17 protein-coding genes and 1 tRNA gene are annotated in these 14,117 nt (G+C 65.0%); 9 read left to right on the top strand and 9 right to left on the bottom strand.

Features of this window, described 5'->3' with window-relative positions; all coding sequences use genetic code 11:
- Positions 1–2: 2 nt before the first annotated feature.
- Entirely contained in the window at positions 3–614 is a 612-nt protein-coding gene (locus RAH32_RS04765) for a thiamine phosphate synthase (protein ID WP_306605625.1), read from the top strand.
- On the opposite strand, the gene purN is transcribed toward RAH32_RS04765, so the two are convergent.
- Together purN and purM are read right to left on the bottom strand one after the other, a co-directional pair.
- Positions 611–1,201, bottom strand: a complete 591-nt coding sequence (purN, locus tag RAH32_RS04770; RefSeq protein ID WP_306605627.1) for a phosphoribosylglycinamide formyltransferase — start codon at positions 1,199–1,201, stop codon at positions 611–613. The two genes, RAH32_RS04765 and purN, sit on opposite strands and share 4 nt — an antisense overlap.
- Positions 1,198–2,238, bottom strand: a complete 1,041-nt coding sequence (purM, locus tag RAH32_RS04775) for a phosphoribosylformylglycinamidine cyclo-ligase (RefSeq protein WP_306605629.1) — start codon at positions 2,236–2,238, stop codon at positions 1,198–1,200. The genes purN and purM overlap by 4 nt, the downstream gene beginning before the upstream one ends.
- A gap of 108 nt (positions 2,239–2,346) precedes the next feature.
- Here purM and RAH32_RS04780 point away from each other — a divergent pair.
- Positions 2,347–2,422 (top strand) — tRNA-Ile (locus RAH32_RS04780).
- A gap of 73 nt (positions 2,423–2,495) precedes the next feature.
- On the opposite strand, the gene RAH32_RS04785 is transcribed toward RAH32_RS04780, so the two are convergent.
- Positions 2,496–2,948, bottom strand: coding sequence for an Hsp20 family protein (locus RAH32_RS04785; protein ID WP_306605630.1), 453 nt, complete (start codon positions 2,946–2,948; stop codon positions 2,496–2,498).
- A 169-nt stretch (positions 2,949–3,117) separates the two neighbouring features.
- On the opposite strand from RAH32_RS04785, the gene RAH32_RS04790 reads away from it, so the two are divergent.
- Positions 3,118–3,876: a DUF599 domain-containing protein gene (locus RAH32_RS04790; protein ID WP_306605632.1), complete on the top strand. Its 759-nt coding sequence runs from the start codon at positions 3,118–3,120 to the stop codon at positions 3,874–3,876.
- Here the strand turns inward: RAH32_RS04790 and RAH32_RS04795 are convergent.
- Together RAH32_RS04795 and RAH32_RS04800 are read right to left on the bottom strand one after the other, a co-directional pair.
- On the bottom strand, positions 3,797–4,981 hold the full coding sequence (locus tag RAH32_RS04795; RefSeq protein WP_306605634.1) for an MFS transporter: 1,185 nt from the start codon (positions 4,979–4,981) through the stop codon (positions 3,797–3,799). The genes RAH32_RS04790 and RAH32_RS04795 overlap by 80 nt on opposite strands.
- Before the next feature lie 95 nt (positions 4,982–5,076).
- Positions 5,077–5,475 (bottom strand): hypothetical protein, encoded by a 399-nt coding sequence (locus RAH32_RS04800; protein WP_306605636.1) that lies wholly within the window; start codon positions 5,473–5,475, stop codon positions 5,077–5,079.
- A gap of 54 nt (positions 5,476–5,529) precedes the next feature.
- Between RAH32_RS04800 and RAH32_RS04805 the strand changes: the two genes are divergently transcribed.
- Positions 5,530–6,303 (top strand): alpha/beta fold hydrolase, encoded by a 774-nt coding sequence (locus tag RAH32_RS04805; RefSeq protein ID WP_306605638.1) that lies wholly within the window; start codon positions 5,530–5,532, stop codon positions 6,301–6,303.
- A 338-nt stretch (positions 6,304–6,641) separates the two neighbouring features.
- On the opposite strand, the gene RAH32_RS04810 is transcribed toward RAH32_RS04805, so the two are convergent.
- A complete protein-coding gene (locus RAH32_RS04810) occupies positions 6,642–7,004 on the bottom strand; it encodes a cell division protein ZapA (protein WP_103171668.1) in 363 nt (120 codons plus the stop codon).
- On the bottom strand, positions 7,004–7,510 hold the full coding sequence (locus RAH32_RS04815; RefSeq protein ID WP_306605641.1) for a hypothetical protein: 507 nt from the start codon (positions 7,508–7,510) through the stop codon (positions 7,004–7,006). The genes RAH32_RS04810 and RAH32_RS04815 overlap by 1 nt, the downstream gene beginning before the upstream one ends.
- A 118-nt stretch (positions 7,511–7,628) precedes the next feature.
- Between RAH32_RS04815 and hisB the strand changes: the two genes are divergently transcribed.
- The 3 genes from hisB to RAH32_RS04830 all read left to right on the top strand — a co-directional run bounded on the left by hisB (position 7,629) and on the right by RAH32_RS04830 (position 10,129).
- Positions 7,629–8,216 (top strand): imidazoleglycerol-phosphate dehydratase HisB, encoded by a 588-nt coding sequence (gene hisB, locus RAH32_RS04820; protein ID WP_306605643.1) that lies wholly within the window; start codon positions 7,629–7,631, stop codon positions 8,214–8,216.
- Complete coding sequence (hisH, locus tag RAH32_RS04825) at positions 8,216–8,845, top strand: imidazole glycerol phosphate synthase subunit HisH (RefSeq protein WP_306605645.1); 630 nt, start codon at positions 8,216–8,218, stop codon at positions 8,843–8,845. Before hisB ends, hisH begins: the two co-directional genes overlap by 1 nt.
- A gap of 132 nt (positions 8,846–8,977) precedes the next feature.
- Positions 8,978–10,129 carry a Hint domain-containing protein gene (locus RAH32_RS04830; protein ID WP_306605646.1) on the top strand — a complete coding sequence of 384 codons (1,152 nt, stop codon included), beginning with the start codon at positions 8,978–8,980 and terminating at the stop codon, positions 10,127–10,129.
- A gap of 36 nt (positions 10,130–10,165) precedes the next feature.
- On the opposite strand, the gene RAH32_RS04835 is transcribed toward RAH32_RS04830, so the two are convergent.
- Positions 10,166–11,767 (bottom strand): bifunctional metallophosphatase/5'-nucleotidase, encoded by a 1,602-nt coding sequence (locus tag RAH32_RS04835; protein WP_306605648.1) that lies wholly within the window; start codon positions 11,765–11,767, stop codon positions 10,166–10,168.
- A gap of 121 nt (positions 11,768–11,888) precedes the next feature.
- Here RAH32_RS04835 and RAH32_RS04840 point away from each other — a divergent pair, with 121 nt between their 5' ends.
- Together RAH32_RS04840 and RAH32_RS04845 are read left to right on the top strand one after the other, a co-directional pair.
- Entirely contained in the window at positions 11,889–12,224 is a 336-nt protein-coding gene (locus tag RAH32_RS04840; protein WP_306606551.1) for a DUF952 domain-containing protein, read from the top strand.
- A complete protein-coding gene (locus RAH32_RS04845) occupies positions 12,221–13,285 on the top strand; it encodes a quinone-dependent dihydroorotate dehydrogenase (protein WP_306605650.1) in 1,065 nt (354 codons plus the stop codon). The genes RAH32_RS04840 and RAH32_RS04845 overlap by 4 nt, the downstream gene beginning before the upstream one ends.
- Here the strand turns inward: RAH32_RS04845 and cysE are convergent.
- Entirely contained in the window at positions 13,276–14,106 is an 831-nt protein-coding gene (cysE, locus tag RAH32_RS04850; protein ID WP_306605653.1) for a serine O-acetyltransferase, read from the bottom strand. The two genes, RAH32_RS04845 and cysE, sit on opposite strands and share 10 nt — an antisense overlap.
- Positions 14,107–14,117 lie beyond the last annotated feature (11 nt).

Below are 14,117 nucleotides of genomic sequence, written 5' to 3' on the forward strand. Positions count from 1 at the left end.
CCATGTCCGACGCCCAAGACGCCCCGCAGCTTTACCTGATGACGCCCGCCGGTGCGCAGGCCTCGGCCCTGGGTCCGCAACTGGCGGCGGTGATGGACGCCTTTCCGGTCGCCTGCCTGCGCATCCGCGCGGGGGCCGAGGAGGATGAGTTGGGCCGTCTGGCCGATCTGGCGCGCGAGATCGCCCATGCCCGCGACGTGGCGGTGGTGATCGACGACCATGTGGCCCTGGCGCAGCGGCATGGGCTGGACGGGGTTCACCTGACGGATGGGGCGAAGGCCGTACGCTATGCCCGCAAGGAGTTGGGCGCGGATGCCATCGTCGGCGCCTTCTGTGGGTCGTCGCGCCACGAGGGGATGAACGCGGGTGAGGCCGGGGCGGATTACGTCAGCTTCGGCCCGGTCGGCGCCTCGGCCCTTTATCGAGGCGAGCCGGTGGAGCTTGAGTTGTTCCAGTGGTGGTCCGAGATGATCGAGGTTCCGGTCGTGGCCGAAGGGGCAATTACCCGCGAACTGCTGGAACAACTGTCGCCCGTCAGCGACTTCATCGCCATTGGCCCCGAGATCTGGACGGCCCAGGATCCCGTGGCGGCGCTGACGGCGCTCTGGGGCTAAATGTCGAAGCGTTCGCGCGCCCCTGCGGCAAAACGGCGCAGGATCAGCGGGTAAAGCTGATGTTCGCGTTGAAGGACGCGGGCGGCCAGGGTTTCGGGCGTGTCGCCGGGTTCGATGGGCACGCGCACCTGGCCCAGGATCGGGCCTGCATCCAGGTCGGTTGTGACCTCGTGGACGGTGGCGCCGGCTTCGGCATCCCCCGCCTCGATGGCGCGCTTGTGGGTGTGCAGGCCTGGGTATTTGGGCAAAAGAGAAGGATGGATGTTGAGCATCCGTCCTTCGAAGCGGTCGATGAAGGCGGGCGTCAGGATGCGCATGAAGCCTGCAAGGCAGAGGATGTCCGGGCGCGCGTCCAGCAGGGGTTCCAGCAGGGCTGACTCGAAGGCGGCTCGGTCGCCCTTGAAGGCGCGGTGATCGACGGCGGCGGTGGGCACGCCAAGCGAGGCGGCTTTCGCCAGGCCGGCAGCCGTGGGATCGTTGGACGCCACCAGCACCGGCTGGGCGGGATGATCGCCCGCCTGCATGTCCTCGACCAGACGGACCATGTTCGATCCGCTGCCCGAAATCAGAATGGCGACGCGTTTCACGCAAGCGCCCCGCTGTAGCGTACGCCCTGCCCTGCCACGACGCGACCGAGGCGGTGGACCGTCTCGCCCTGCGCGGCCAGCAGGTCGGCCAACACGTCCGCGCGGTCGGCAGCGACCGACAGGATCATGCCGATGCCGCTGTTGAAGGCCTTGAGCATCTCCCCCTGCTCGATCCCGCCCGCCTCGGCCAGCCAGCGGAAGACCGGCGGCAGGGTCCAGGAGGTCAGGTCGATCTCGGCCCCCAGGTCCTTCGGCAAGACGCGCGGCAGGTTCTCGGTGATGCCGCCGCCGGTGATATGGGCCAGAGCATGGACGCCACCCGCGCGGATTGCGGCCAGGGCGGGTTTCACATAAAGCCGCGTGGGGGTCAGCAGCGCCGCGCCCAAGTCGCCCTCGCCAAAGGGCGAGGCCGCGTCCCAGCCAAGGCCCGCGCGTTCCGCGACCTTGCGCACCAGCGAATAGCCGTTCGAATGAACCCCGTCCGAGGCGAGGCCCAGCAGCACGTCGCCTTCGACCACACCGGCAGGCAGGGCCGTGCCGCGCTGCATGGCGCCGACCGCGAAGCCCGCCAGGTCGAAGTCGCCGTCGTGGTACATGCCGGGCATCTCGGCCGTCTCGCCGCCGATCAGGGCGCAGCCTGCCGCCTTGCAGCCGCGCGCGATGCTTTCGACGACGCGGGCGCCTTCGTCCACCGACAGCTTGCCGGTGGCGAAATAATCCAGGAAGAACAAGGGTTCCGCCCCTTGGCAGACCAGGTCGTTCACGCACATCGCGACCAGATCCTGGCCGATGCCGTCCAGGTGGCCGGTGTCGATGGCGATGCGCAGCTTGGTGCCCACGCCGTCGGTCGCCGCGACCAGGACCGGGTCGTCATAGCCCGCCGCGCGGGGGTCGAACAGCGCGCCAAAGCCGCCAAGCGCGTCCATCACGCCGGGGCGCGCGGTCGCGGCGGCGGCGGGCTTGATGCGTTCCACAAGCGCGTTCCCCGCGTCGATATCGACGCCAGCATCGCGATAGCTGATCCCGTTCTTGGTCATGGCGGCCCCCGGCTGGATTTGCGCACCCGATAACGGATGGCGGCAATGGGGGCAACGGCGAACGCGCTTGACCCGATAGAGCGACGCCATTAACGCAGAAGCAAGGTTGGGCGTGTAGCTCAATGGTTAGAGCAGGGCGCTCATAACGCCTTGGTTGGGGGTTCGAGTCCCTCCGCGCCTACCATCCCAACGCGAAATGCCCGCCGGGGTGAACCGACGGGCATCCGGGCTTCACGGAGCGGAAGCCGTTCTGAGGATCACGAGTCCAGCTTTTCGACCTTGGGCGCGGATTTCGCGATCTCGATCCGGCGGGGCTTCAGCGCCTCGGGGATTTCGCGGACCAGGTCGATGTGCAGCATCCCGTCCACATGGCTGGCGCCTTCGACGCGCACGTGATCGGCAAGGGTGAACTTGCGTTCAAAGGCGCGGGTGGCGATGCCGCGATGCAGATAGGTGCGGCCGTCGTTTTCCTCGGCCTTGCGGGCCGAAACGATCACGGCGCCGTCGCGGACCTCGACATTCAGGTCTTCGGGCGCAAAGCCGGCCACGGCGATCGAAATGCGATAGGCATCATCGCCCGTCTTTTCGATGTTATAGGGCGGATAGGTCGGCGCGGCGACATCCGCCGACAGGGCGCGGTCCATCACGTCCGCCAGTCGGTCGAAGCCGACCGAGGCACGATAGAGCGGGGTCAGGTCAAAGTTGCGCATGGTCACATCCTTCACAAGCGATGCAATAGTCTGTGCCCCCCGGTCTTCGGGCGGGCCATCAACCGGCGCCATCTGGCCGCCGGCAATGTTGATTTAGGGGCGCGCAATCCCCTGTCAAGACCCCTGCCCCGGCCTTTTCAAACAGCTTTGAACAGGGCTAGAACGGGCCATGGATCTGGTCTTGCCGCTGCCCATCTCGATCTCTGCCGCCGATCTGTCGGCCATCGTCCTGCTGTTCGCGGTCTGGTTCGGCATCGGCTGGTTCACCGAACGCCCGCCAGCCGGGAAGCCTTCGGTGTCGGTGCTGATGATGCGGTTCCGGCGTGAATGGATGGTGCATTTCATCACCCGCGATCCGCGCATCTTCGACGGCAATATCCTGTCCAGCCTGCGCGAAGGGACGGCGTTCTTCGCATCCGCCTGCATGATTGCCACGGGCGGCATCCTGGCGCTGATCGGCAATACCGACCAGTTGCAGGGCCTGGCTCAGGAACTTGCCCTGGAAGGGGGCGACATCCTGTGGGAACTGAAGCTGCTGGTGACGATGTTCTTCGTCGTCAACGCCTTCCTGAAGTTCGTCTGGGCGCATCGGCTGTTCGGATACTGCGCCATCATGATGGCCGCCGTTCCGAATGACCCCGACGATCCAGTGTCGCGCGACCGGGCCATGCAGGCGGCGGATCTGAACATCACCGCCGCGCGCAGCTTCAACGCGGGGCTGCGCAGCGTCTATTTCGCGCTTGGATCGCTTGGCTGGCTGGCCGGGCCATGGGCGCTGATGCTGGGCACGGCCGTCGTGCTGTTCGTGACGTGGCGGCGCGAATTCGCCTCGACCTCGCGCCAGGTCATCATGCGCAGTCTGCCACCGCCCCGCTTGCCCGATCATGCCAGACTGCCATTGTCAGGACCAAGGCCCCCGCAGCCGTAAGCGCAATGCCGACATACCCGCTGGAAGCCCAGCCCCAGCCCGCAGACAGGGCAAGCCCCGCCAGGAACGGCCCAAGCGCGTTGGCCGCGTTGAAGGCGGCGTGGTTCATGGCGGCAGCCATGTTCTGGGCGCGGCCCGCCACGTCCATCAGCCGGGTCTGCAACGGGATGACCAGCCCGGCCCCCGCCGCCAGCAGGAATGACGACAACACCATCATCTGCCAGTTGCCGACCGCCAGGGACGCAAAGCCCTGCGTCGCGGCCATGCTTGCCAGGCTGATATAGGCCGCGCGGATCTGCCCCATGCGTTCGGTCAGGCGCCCTGCGACCCAGGTGCCCAGCGTGCCGCCGACGCCAAAGACCCCCAGGGCCAGCGGGATCGCATAGGCCGGCGCCTGGGTCGTCGCGATCATCGCGGCGGTCAGGAAGGCATAGACGGCAAAGAAGCCGCCAAAGCCAATGGCACCCACGGCCAGCAGCCACAGCACGCGCGGGTTGCGCAGGGCCTGAAGCTCGTCCCAGGGCCGGGCATTGGGATTGCCGCCCACCCGCGGGGCGACCTTCAGGATCAGCCATGCGGACAGCAGCGCGATGAAGCCCGGCAGTGCGAATCCCCACCGCCAGCCGATGCTTTGGCCCAGCCATCCGGCCAGCGGGACGCCCACGATATTGGCGACGGTCAGGCCCATGATGACCTGCGCCGCGCCCCGCGCCCGGTGTTCGCGCGGCAGGGCATCGGCGGCATAAAGCATCGCGACACCCAGGAAACCGCCATGCGGCAGGCCTGCCAGAAAGCGCATCCCGGTCAGCACGGCCAGCCCCGGCAGGACGGCGGCGGCAATGTTCATCACCCCATAGAAGGCCATCAGCGCCGCCAGATACCGCCGGCGCGGCAACCGCGCCCCCAGGATCGAGGTCAGCGGCGCGCCGATCACCACCCCCAGGGCATAGGCGCTGATCACATGACCCGCCTGCGGTTCCGAGATGCCAAGATCGCCCGCGAAATACGGCAGCAACCCCATGGCCGCGAATTCCGATGTGCCGATGGCGAAGGCGCCAAGGGCCAATGCCAGAATGGCATAGCGAAGATTGCCGTGTTCAGTCATGCGCGCGTTCCTGTGGGATCTGCCCCAGCATCTTGCTGCATTGCAGCAAATACAAGTGTGATGGCGCTAAACCTGCCTTGCAGGGAATGCAACGGTCAAAGATACCCGCGCCACAGCAGGATCCAGATCACGATCGACGCAAGAACCAGCAGGCCCAGCGCGACCGAGGCAGCAAAGCCGATCGCCCGTCCCTGCCAGCGCGACAATTCGCCAAGCGGCTGCAGATGCAGGATCAGGGCCTGATGGGCGCGCGACAGGCCGGCCAGGTCCAGTTGCCGCGCGATCTTCGGCTGGGCGGACATCTCGTCAGCCTTGGCAAGCGCAAGTGCCTGCTTTCGCAGCCGACGCGGCAACGCGGCACCCCGCCGGCGCAGCATCACTGCCAAAGGCAGGCGTTCGCCCCGCCGGGCACCGCCGAAACGGGCGGCGATCAGACGCGACACCTCGTCTGCCATGTCGCGGATATCGTCGGGTCCGGTTGCATTGCGGGTCATGGCGGCAGTCTAGACGCTCTGGCGGGGGCGCGCCAGACGATCTAGGGTCGCGGCATGATGCTGAATCACTCGATCACTGGCACGGATGGCGGCTTGCCCATCCTGATGGTCCATGGCCTGTTCGGGCAGGGCCGCAACCTGGGCGCCCTGGCCCGCCGCCTGGCCGACACGCGGCGCGTCGTCACGGTGGACATGCGCAACCATGGCGACAGCTTTCACGCCCCCGACCACAGCTATCCCGCGCTTGCGGACGATCTGGCGCGGCTGATCGCGGATCTGGGGGGCCGCGTCGATCTGGTGGGGCATTCGATGGGCGGCAAGGCATCCATGGTGCTGGCCCTGACCCGGCCCGAACTGGTCCGCAAGCTGGTCGTCATGGACATCGCGCCGGTCGCCTATGGTCATTCGCAGTCGCATCTGATCGACGCGATGGAGTCGCTGGACCTTGGAACCGTTGACCGCCGCAGCGTCGCCGATGCCGCCTTGGCCCGGCTGATCGACGATCCGGGCGTGCGGGCCTTCCTGCTGCAATCGTTGGACCTGAAATCCGATCCAAAGGCGTGGAGGCTGAACCTGGCTGCCCTGCGCAACCAGATGGACAACCTGACCGGCTGGCCGGACGACCTGCCCCAGGCCAGCTTCCATGGCCCCGTGCTGGAAATCGCGGGCGAGCGGTCAGATTACGTGACCGAGACGGGCCAGGCGGCACTGCGTGCGCATTTCCCGCAGGCGCGGGTGGTGCGCGTCAAGGATGCAGGCCATTGGCTTCATGCCGACGCACCCGAGGCGGTGACACAAATCCTGATCAGTTTCCTGGGCCGGGGCTGAGCGTCCCCCAGCAATCCAGATCGAAGGCCACCACGCCGGTATCGCGGACGCCATGCTTGTCGCGCTGAAAGGAATGACCCTGCAGCCCGTTGCCTGCGCCGCCGCCTGTTCCATCAGGGGGCGGATACGGGACACAGATGGCCGCGCGACAAAGTCCAGCCGCACGACCTGGGCCCGGTCCTCCTTGTGAAAGACGGCGAAGTTCAGGCCTTGCAGGCGGATGTCGTGGCGCGACGCCCCCATCATCCGCGGCGAAGGTGTCGCGCAGGCGCATAGCAAAAGCAGAAGGACCAAGGCTCGCATGGCGCCTTTCTGCCATGCGGGATGTTAAGACCGGGTTAACGCCCGGCCTGCTCCTCGAGCCGGTCGGCCAGGGATTCCGCGCGGGCCGCCAGTTCGGCCATGGCTTCCTTCAGATCCGCCGGAATGACCGGAACCTCGACCCGCGTGGGATTGGCTTGCAGGCGGTTCAGATGACGCTCGGCCTTTTCGGCGCGCTCTTCCATCGTCGCGAGCCGGTCCGCCAGCATCAGCCCGGCCAGAAGCAACAAGCGCGGTTCGGGCGTCCGGCCCGCCTGCGACAGGATATGCTGCGCTTCGGCGTCCAGAAGACCGGCGGCCCGTTGCAGCAAACGCTCCTCTCCGTCCTGGGCGGCGACGCGGTATTCCTTGTGCCCGATGGTGAACTCGACCTCGGCCATTATCTGCCCCCCCCTTGCAGGTCGTCTTCGGGAATCCCGCCCGCATCTCCGGCGATTTCAGGCATGGCGTCAGGCGTGGCAGCGGGCGCGGCGCCGTCTTCCGCCAGAAGCCGCTCGACCTCGGCCATCAGGGCGCCAAGCTGGGCGGCCTCGGCGGCGCGGGCGGCGCGCAGTGCCTCGATCTCGGCCTCCAGGGCGACACTGACTGCCTCGACCGCATCGCTTTCCTTGGCGATCGCCTGGACCAGGGCGCGGTTCGCCGCAGCCAGGTCGTCGTTGGCCGCAGCCAGCCGCGCGGCCTGTTCCGCCAGATCGCCGGCCTGCGCATCTGCCTGCCGCTGGTCCAGTTGTCCGGTCAGCGCGGCGATCTGCGCCTGGGCCGCATCCAGTTCCGCCTGCAGATCGGCCCCCTGCCCCGCAGGAACGGACCCGCTTCGGTCCAGGAACTGGCCGATCCGGTCCAGGGCCGCGCTGAGACGGCGTTCGCTGACAGAGATATCGCTCATCGGCGGTCCTTTCATGGCGTTCCCCGTTTTTGGCATCCCGTCCCGCCCATGACAAGCCTGCCCGCTTGGCGCGCCCCGCCCTGCACCCTATAAGGCAGGCCGACGAAAGGACATTGCCATGCGCGAAGCCACCATCACCCGCACCACTGCCGAGACGCAGATCGAGGTCGCGTTGAACCTTGACGGCTCTGGGGTCTATGACAACCAGACGGGAATTGGCTTTTTCGATCACATGCTGGACCAGTTGTCGCGCCATTCGCTGATCGACCTGACGATCCGCGCCAAGGGCGATTTGCATGTGGACGACCACCATACGGTCGAGGATACGGGCATCGCCATCGGCCAGGCCCTGGTCCGCGCGCTTGGCGACAAGAAGGGCATCCGCCGTTACGGCAGCTTCCTGCTGGCCATGGACGATTCGCTGGTCCGCGCCGCGCTGGATCTGTCGGCGCGGCCCTTCCTGGTCTGGAACGTCGATTTCCCGACCGAGAAGATCGGCACCTTCGACACCCAGCTTGTGCGCGAATTCTTCCAGGCCCTGTCCACCCATGGCGGCATTACGCTGCACGTGGACCGCATCCACGGCATCAACAGCCACCACACCGCCGAGGCCGCCTTCAAGGCCGTAGCCCGCGCCCTGCGCGAGGCGATCGAACCCGATCCACGCATGGCAGGCGTGCTCCCTTCGACCAAGGGGGCGCTGTGATGCGGGTGGCGCTGATCGACTATGACAGCGGCAACCTGCATTCGGCTGAGAAGGCCTTTCAACTGATGGGCCGCGACGCAGGGGCCGAGATCGTCGTGACCTCGGACCCGCAGCTGGCCGCCCGCGCCGACAGGATCGTGCTGCCGGGCGACGGGGCCTTCCCCGCCTGCCGCCGCTCCTTGGGCGAGGTGGACGGCATGGCCGAGGCGCTGCGCGAGGCTGTCCTGGGCCGGGGCGTGCCCTTCATGGGCATCTGCGTGGGGATGCAGATGCTTGCCACGACCGGTCACGAATACCGCGAAACGCCTGGCCTGGACTGGATTGGCGGGCAGGTCGACGCAATCGCCGCCCCGGGTTTGAAGGTGCCGCATATGGGCTGGAACGATCTGGTGATCGACCGACCCCATCCGGTTCTGGAGGGGATCGCGACGGGCGATCATGCCTATTTCGTCCACAGCTGGCAGTTCAGGGTCGCCGATCCAGCACATCTGCTGGCGCATGTGGATTACGGCGGGCCGGTCACTGCGGTTGTGGGGCGCGACAATATCGTCGGCACCCAGTTTCACCCGGAAAAATCCCAGGCCGTCGGGCTGAGGATGATCGCGAATTTCCTGCGCTGGCGCCCCTGAAGGTGCTTCATGTTCTGTAAACCGGTCTTAACGCTTCGTTAACTCTTCGCCGATATGCCTGTGGGGACGGCTGGTCGCGGTCGTCTAACAGCCTGGGAAAAACTGGGATTTTCTCGCAGGACGGCAGGGGTCATGGATTATCAATTCACGGTGCTGACCCTCAGTCAGCGCATTTCTACGGGCGGCAGCGGCACCGAGGCGACGGCAGAATCCCCTTGGTCGAACGTCAAGGGCGCCATCGCCATGCCGGGCGCGACCCTGTCCACTATCACCATAAGCGACGACGACGACCGCTTTCAAAGTGGCCGCTATGCCCCCGATGCAACGGGCCAGACCCTGACAACGGCGGTGACTTTCGGCAATGATGCAGCGGCTGTCCCTGCGGGAACGGCGTTGTCATTCCATACCTGCTCGATCATAGAAACAAGAAATGCGGATGGCAGCGTTGACCAGTTCCTGGTGACATTTCCCAGGAAGTCCGTGCCGGGAACCTTTGGCGTGGAACTGGGCGGCCGCCATTCGGTGCTGGTGATGCCGATCCCGCGGGCCGACAAGACCTATCCTGTCTTCAGCCTTACGAAGAGCTATGCCTTCAAGGGGATCCAGGCCGTCGGCCGGGCTAACGACCAGGTCGCCTACGCCCCGCTTGCGACCGGAGCCGTGACCTGCTTTGCCGCGGGTACGCTGATCGAAACCGCCCAAGGCGCGCGGCCTGTGGAAACGCTGCGGCCCGGCGATCTTGTCCTGACGCGCGATAACCATGCGCAGACACTGCGCTGGCAGGGCGGCGTCCATGTCACAAGGGAGGGGTTGGAAGCCCGGCCCAACCTTCGCCCGATCCTGATCCGAGCCGGGGCGCTTGGGGCGGGATGCCCCGGCCACGACCTGACCGTTTCGCCACAGCACCGGATGCTGATCCGCTCTCGCATCGCCCACCGGCTGTTTAAGGATGCCGAGATACTGGTGGCGGCCAAGCACCTGGTCGGCCTTCCCGGGATCGAGGTGAGCACCCCCCCTGAGGGCGTGACCTATTTCCACCTTCTGTTCGACCGGCACGAGATCGTCATGTCGAACGGTGCCTGGTCCGAAAGCCTTTTCACGGGACCGCAGGCGATAAACGCCCTGAGCGACGCCGCACGCCGAGAAATTCTGGCGCTGTTTCCGGAACTCGCCCAAGACAGGCTGCATCCTGCGCGTCGTCTGTTGTCTGGACAAGAAGCACGGCAGCTTGCAGACCGCCAGCGCCGAAACCTGGGCCGCAGGCGTCTGGTCGAACCGTTGTAAGGGAAAACGCCCCTGGCAAGCCGGGGGCATTCTGACCTATTTCACGGTGATGCGGCCATCCAGAGCCGGCTGATAGGCGCCATCCTGTGCAGCCAGGTAATCGGCGACTACCTGCGCCAGATCCGGGCCAAAGTCATAGGCATTCTGCGCCTTCGTCTCGAAAACGTCGTAACCGTCGCCGCCGGAACGCATGTAGTTGTTCGATACGACGCCATAGGTCGCGGCAGGGTCAATGGGTTTCCATTCGCCGTCCGCCGTTACCATCACATCGCTGATGCGGCTTCCCGGCTCGGCTGCGGGATCGACGGTGTATTTCAACCCTGAAACCTGTGCGAAACGACCGGCGCCTTCCTCGTACTGGCTGGCGCCGTTCTCCAACGCGGCGATCACATCCGCGCCTGTCAACTGGAACGTCGCCAGCGTGTTCTGGAACGGCAGGACGGTATAAACCTCGCCCATCGTGACGGGGCCTTGGTCGATGGACGCACGCAACCCGCCGCCATTGGCGATGGCCAGGGTGATCCCCTGGTCCTTCACCCGGTCCACCATCGCATCGGCGACGAGGTTGCCCATCTCGCATTCTTTTGCACGGCAACTGGTGCGGTCTCCGTCGATGGGGGCGGCGGTTTCTGCCACGACCTGCTGGCGCAGTTCCTCTATAGGGGCGGCCATTTCCTTGACCCGCGCGGCGACGGCCTCATCCTCGGGGACGGAATTGTCCAGCAGGATCGGTTGCCCTTCGACCTTCGTCAGGGTGCCGTCATCGTCGAAGGTCAGCGTCAGGTGTCCAAGATATTTCGAGTAGGCATAGGCGGTCGCAACCGGGATTTCGGCTCCGTCAGGACCTGCGATCATGGTTGGGTACGGGCCTTCGGCCCCCTCCATGTCGCCCAGAAGGGTATGCGAATGGCCGCCGATGATGGCGTCCAGGCCGGGTACCTGCCTGGCGAATTCCTGATCGCGCAGGTAGCCGACATGGGTAAGGGCAATGATCTTGTCCACCCCCTGGTCTGTCAGTTCCTGCACGTCTGCCTTTAAGCTTTCGATGTCGTCCTGGAAGATCACGCTGGGACCGGGGGATGCAGTTTCGGGCGTATCCATGGCCAAGGCAGAAACGATGCCGATCTTTTCGCCGCCGATATCCAGGGTGACGACGTTCTCGACCTTGCCCTTCAGGACGTTGGACTGCGACAGGTCGAGGTTGCCCGATACCACCGGGAATTCCACCCCGTCCGCCAGAATCGCAAGTCCTTCGGGGCCGTCGTCGAATTCGTGGTTGCCTACCGCCATCGCGTCATAGCCGATGGCGGTCATGAACTCGGCGACATCCTTGCCCTTGTAGGTCATGTAGAACAGCGATCCCTGATATTGATCGCCCGCATCCAGCACGATGACATTGCCGCCCTCGGCCGTGATCCTGTCGCGCAGTTCCTTGACCTTGGCCGCGACCCGCGCAACGCCTCCGAAGCATTCCCCAGCTGCGGCGGTTTCCGCATCGCAGGTGCTGTCGTATTCATTGATCGCTTCGATGCGGCTGTGAAGGTCGTTGGTGTGCAGGATATGCAGCACCGTATCGGCTTGGGCTGCGCCCGCGAAAAGCGCCGCAGCCGAAACGGCGGACAGAAGGCGGAATGACATCGGTGATTCCTTTCGTTCCCGTTGGATCGGATCGAAGGAAGATTGGCCCAGCCTGCCGAAAGGGTCAAACACGCGAATGTCGCCGCTTGACCAGGGGCGGGGTGAGGCGGCAAATGCGCCCATGATGATCTACAAGGTATTGCGGCCTGCCGAATGGGCCGATCTTCAAGCAGCGGGCGCCTCGAAAGGCGCACCGGTCGATCTGGCTGACGGATACGTGCACTTTTCGACTGCGGCCCAACTTGGAACCACCCTGACGAAGCATTTCGCGGATGAAGGGGATTTGCTCCTTCTAGGCTGCGACGCGGCAGTTTTCGGTGGCGATCTGCGATGGGAGCCCTCGCGCGGGGGCGATCTATTCCCGCATCTCTATCGTCCTCTCACACTGGACGATATTGCATGGTCGCGAATTATCTCGCGCAGCGAGGATGGCCACGATACGGGGCCGCTTGAATGACTTTGGTGGAAAAACTTGGCTTGGCGGCCCTGCATCGGCTGGATCCCGAACGTGCGCATGACCTGTCGATCATGGCCTTGTCGGCAGGACTGGTTCCCTTGGCGGGATCGCCTGTAACCTCTGACCGATTGCGGACCAACCTGGCGGGACTGGATCTGCCAAATCCCATCGGACTGGCCGCCGGTTATGACAAGAACGCCAAGGCCGTCGGTCCCCTGATGCGGGCGGGCTTCGGCTTCATCGAACTGGGGGCCGCAACGCCGCGTCCGCAACCGGGCAACCCTAAACCGCGCCTGTTCCGCCTGAACGAAGATCGGGCTATCATCAACCGCTTCGGCTTCAATAACGAGGGAGCACAAGCCCTTGCCCTGCGCCTTGCGGCAAGGCCCCAAGGCATACCGGTCGGCCTGAACATCGGGGCAAACAAGGACAGTGCGGACCGTGCAGCCGATTTCGCGGCAGTGGTCGAGATCGCGGGCGCCTCGGTTGACTTTCTTACGGTGAATGTTTCTTCGCCCAATACGGAAAAGCTTCGCGATCTTCAGGGCGCCGCAGCACTCTCGGCTTTGTTGCGGGGGGTGCTGGAAGCACGCGACAGACTGCCCTTGCGACGGCCGGTCTTTCTGAAGATCGCCCCTGACCTGGCGGATGGGGAAATTGCTGACATCGCTGGCGTCGCCCTGGAAAGCGGCGTCGATGGCATCATTGCCACCAACACCACCCTTTCACGTGAGGGCATTGCCAGCCCCTACTCCGAGCAGGCAGGGGGATTGTCGGGACACCCGTTGTTCGAGCGTTCGACAGTAGTCCTGGCAAAGCTTTATCGCGCCACAAACGCAGCAATCCCGATCATCGGTGTGGGTGGGATCTCCTCAGTCGAGGACGCTTGGGAGAAAATCCGCGCAGGTGCAAGTGCGGTCCAGATCTATTCTGCCATAATTTATCATGGATTTTCGCTGGTAACGCAAATGGCCGAAGCCCTGGACATGCGTTTGCGCAAGGAAAACATCACGCTTGCGGACCTGCGCGGCAGCGGCGCCGCCGCTTGGTCTCAGAGGTAATCCTCGCCCAAGCCAAGCAGCTGATTCATGCTGTGCGATGGTTCGGGGCATCCCGCATCGCCGATGACGCGTGCCGGAACACCGGCGACCGTCTTGCAGGAAGGCACCTCGTGCAGGACGACCGAACCCGCCGCAATGCGCGAATGATGACCAACCCGAATATTGCCCAGAACCTTGGCGCCCGCCCCGATCATCACCCCGTCGCCGATCTTCGGATGACGGTCCCCATCTTCCTTGCCGGTGCCGCCAAGCGTGACGGAATGCAGCATCGAAACGTCGTTGCCGACGGTTGCCGTCTCACCGATGACAATCGAATGAGCATGGTCGATCATCACGCCGGTGCCAATGACGGCAGCAGGGTGAATGTCCACGCCAAAGCATTCGGAGCAGCGCATCTGCACGAAATAGGCCATGTCGATCCGGCCCGTCTGCCACAGCCAATGCGCCATGCGATAGGCTTGCAGCGCCTGGAAGCCCTTGAAGAACAGGATGGGCTGCAACAACCGATGCGTGGCGGGATCACGATCGTAAACGGCCAGCAAATCCGCCCGCGCCGCATCACCCAGTTCGGGCGAGGAGCGATAGGCCTGGTCCGCTATCTCTCGCAGGATTTGTTCGCTCATCTCACCACTGGCCAGCTTCAGGGAAAACCGATACGCCAATGCGGCCTCAAGGCTGTCGTGATGCAGTAAACCCGCGTGGATCAATGAGCCAAGCAGTGGCTCATCCCGAACGGCTGCTCGAGCCTCGTCCCGCAGTTGCGCCCAGATCGCATCGCGATCCAGGCCCAGGTTCTTCTTGGTGCCGCTTTGCATGTTCATGTCACTGATCC

This window comes from Paracoccus yibinensis, from assembly GCF_030846195.1.
GTDB classification, from domain to species: Bacteria; Pseudomonadota; Alphaproteobacteria; order Rhodobacterales; family Rhodobacteraceae; genus Paracoccus; species Paracoccus yibinensis.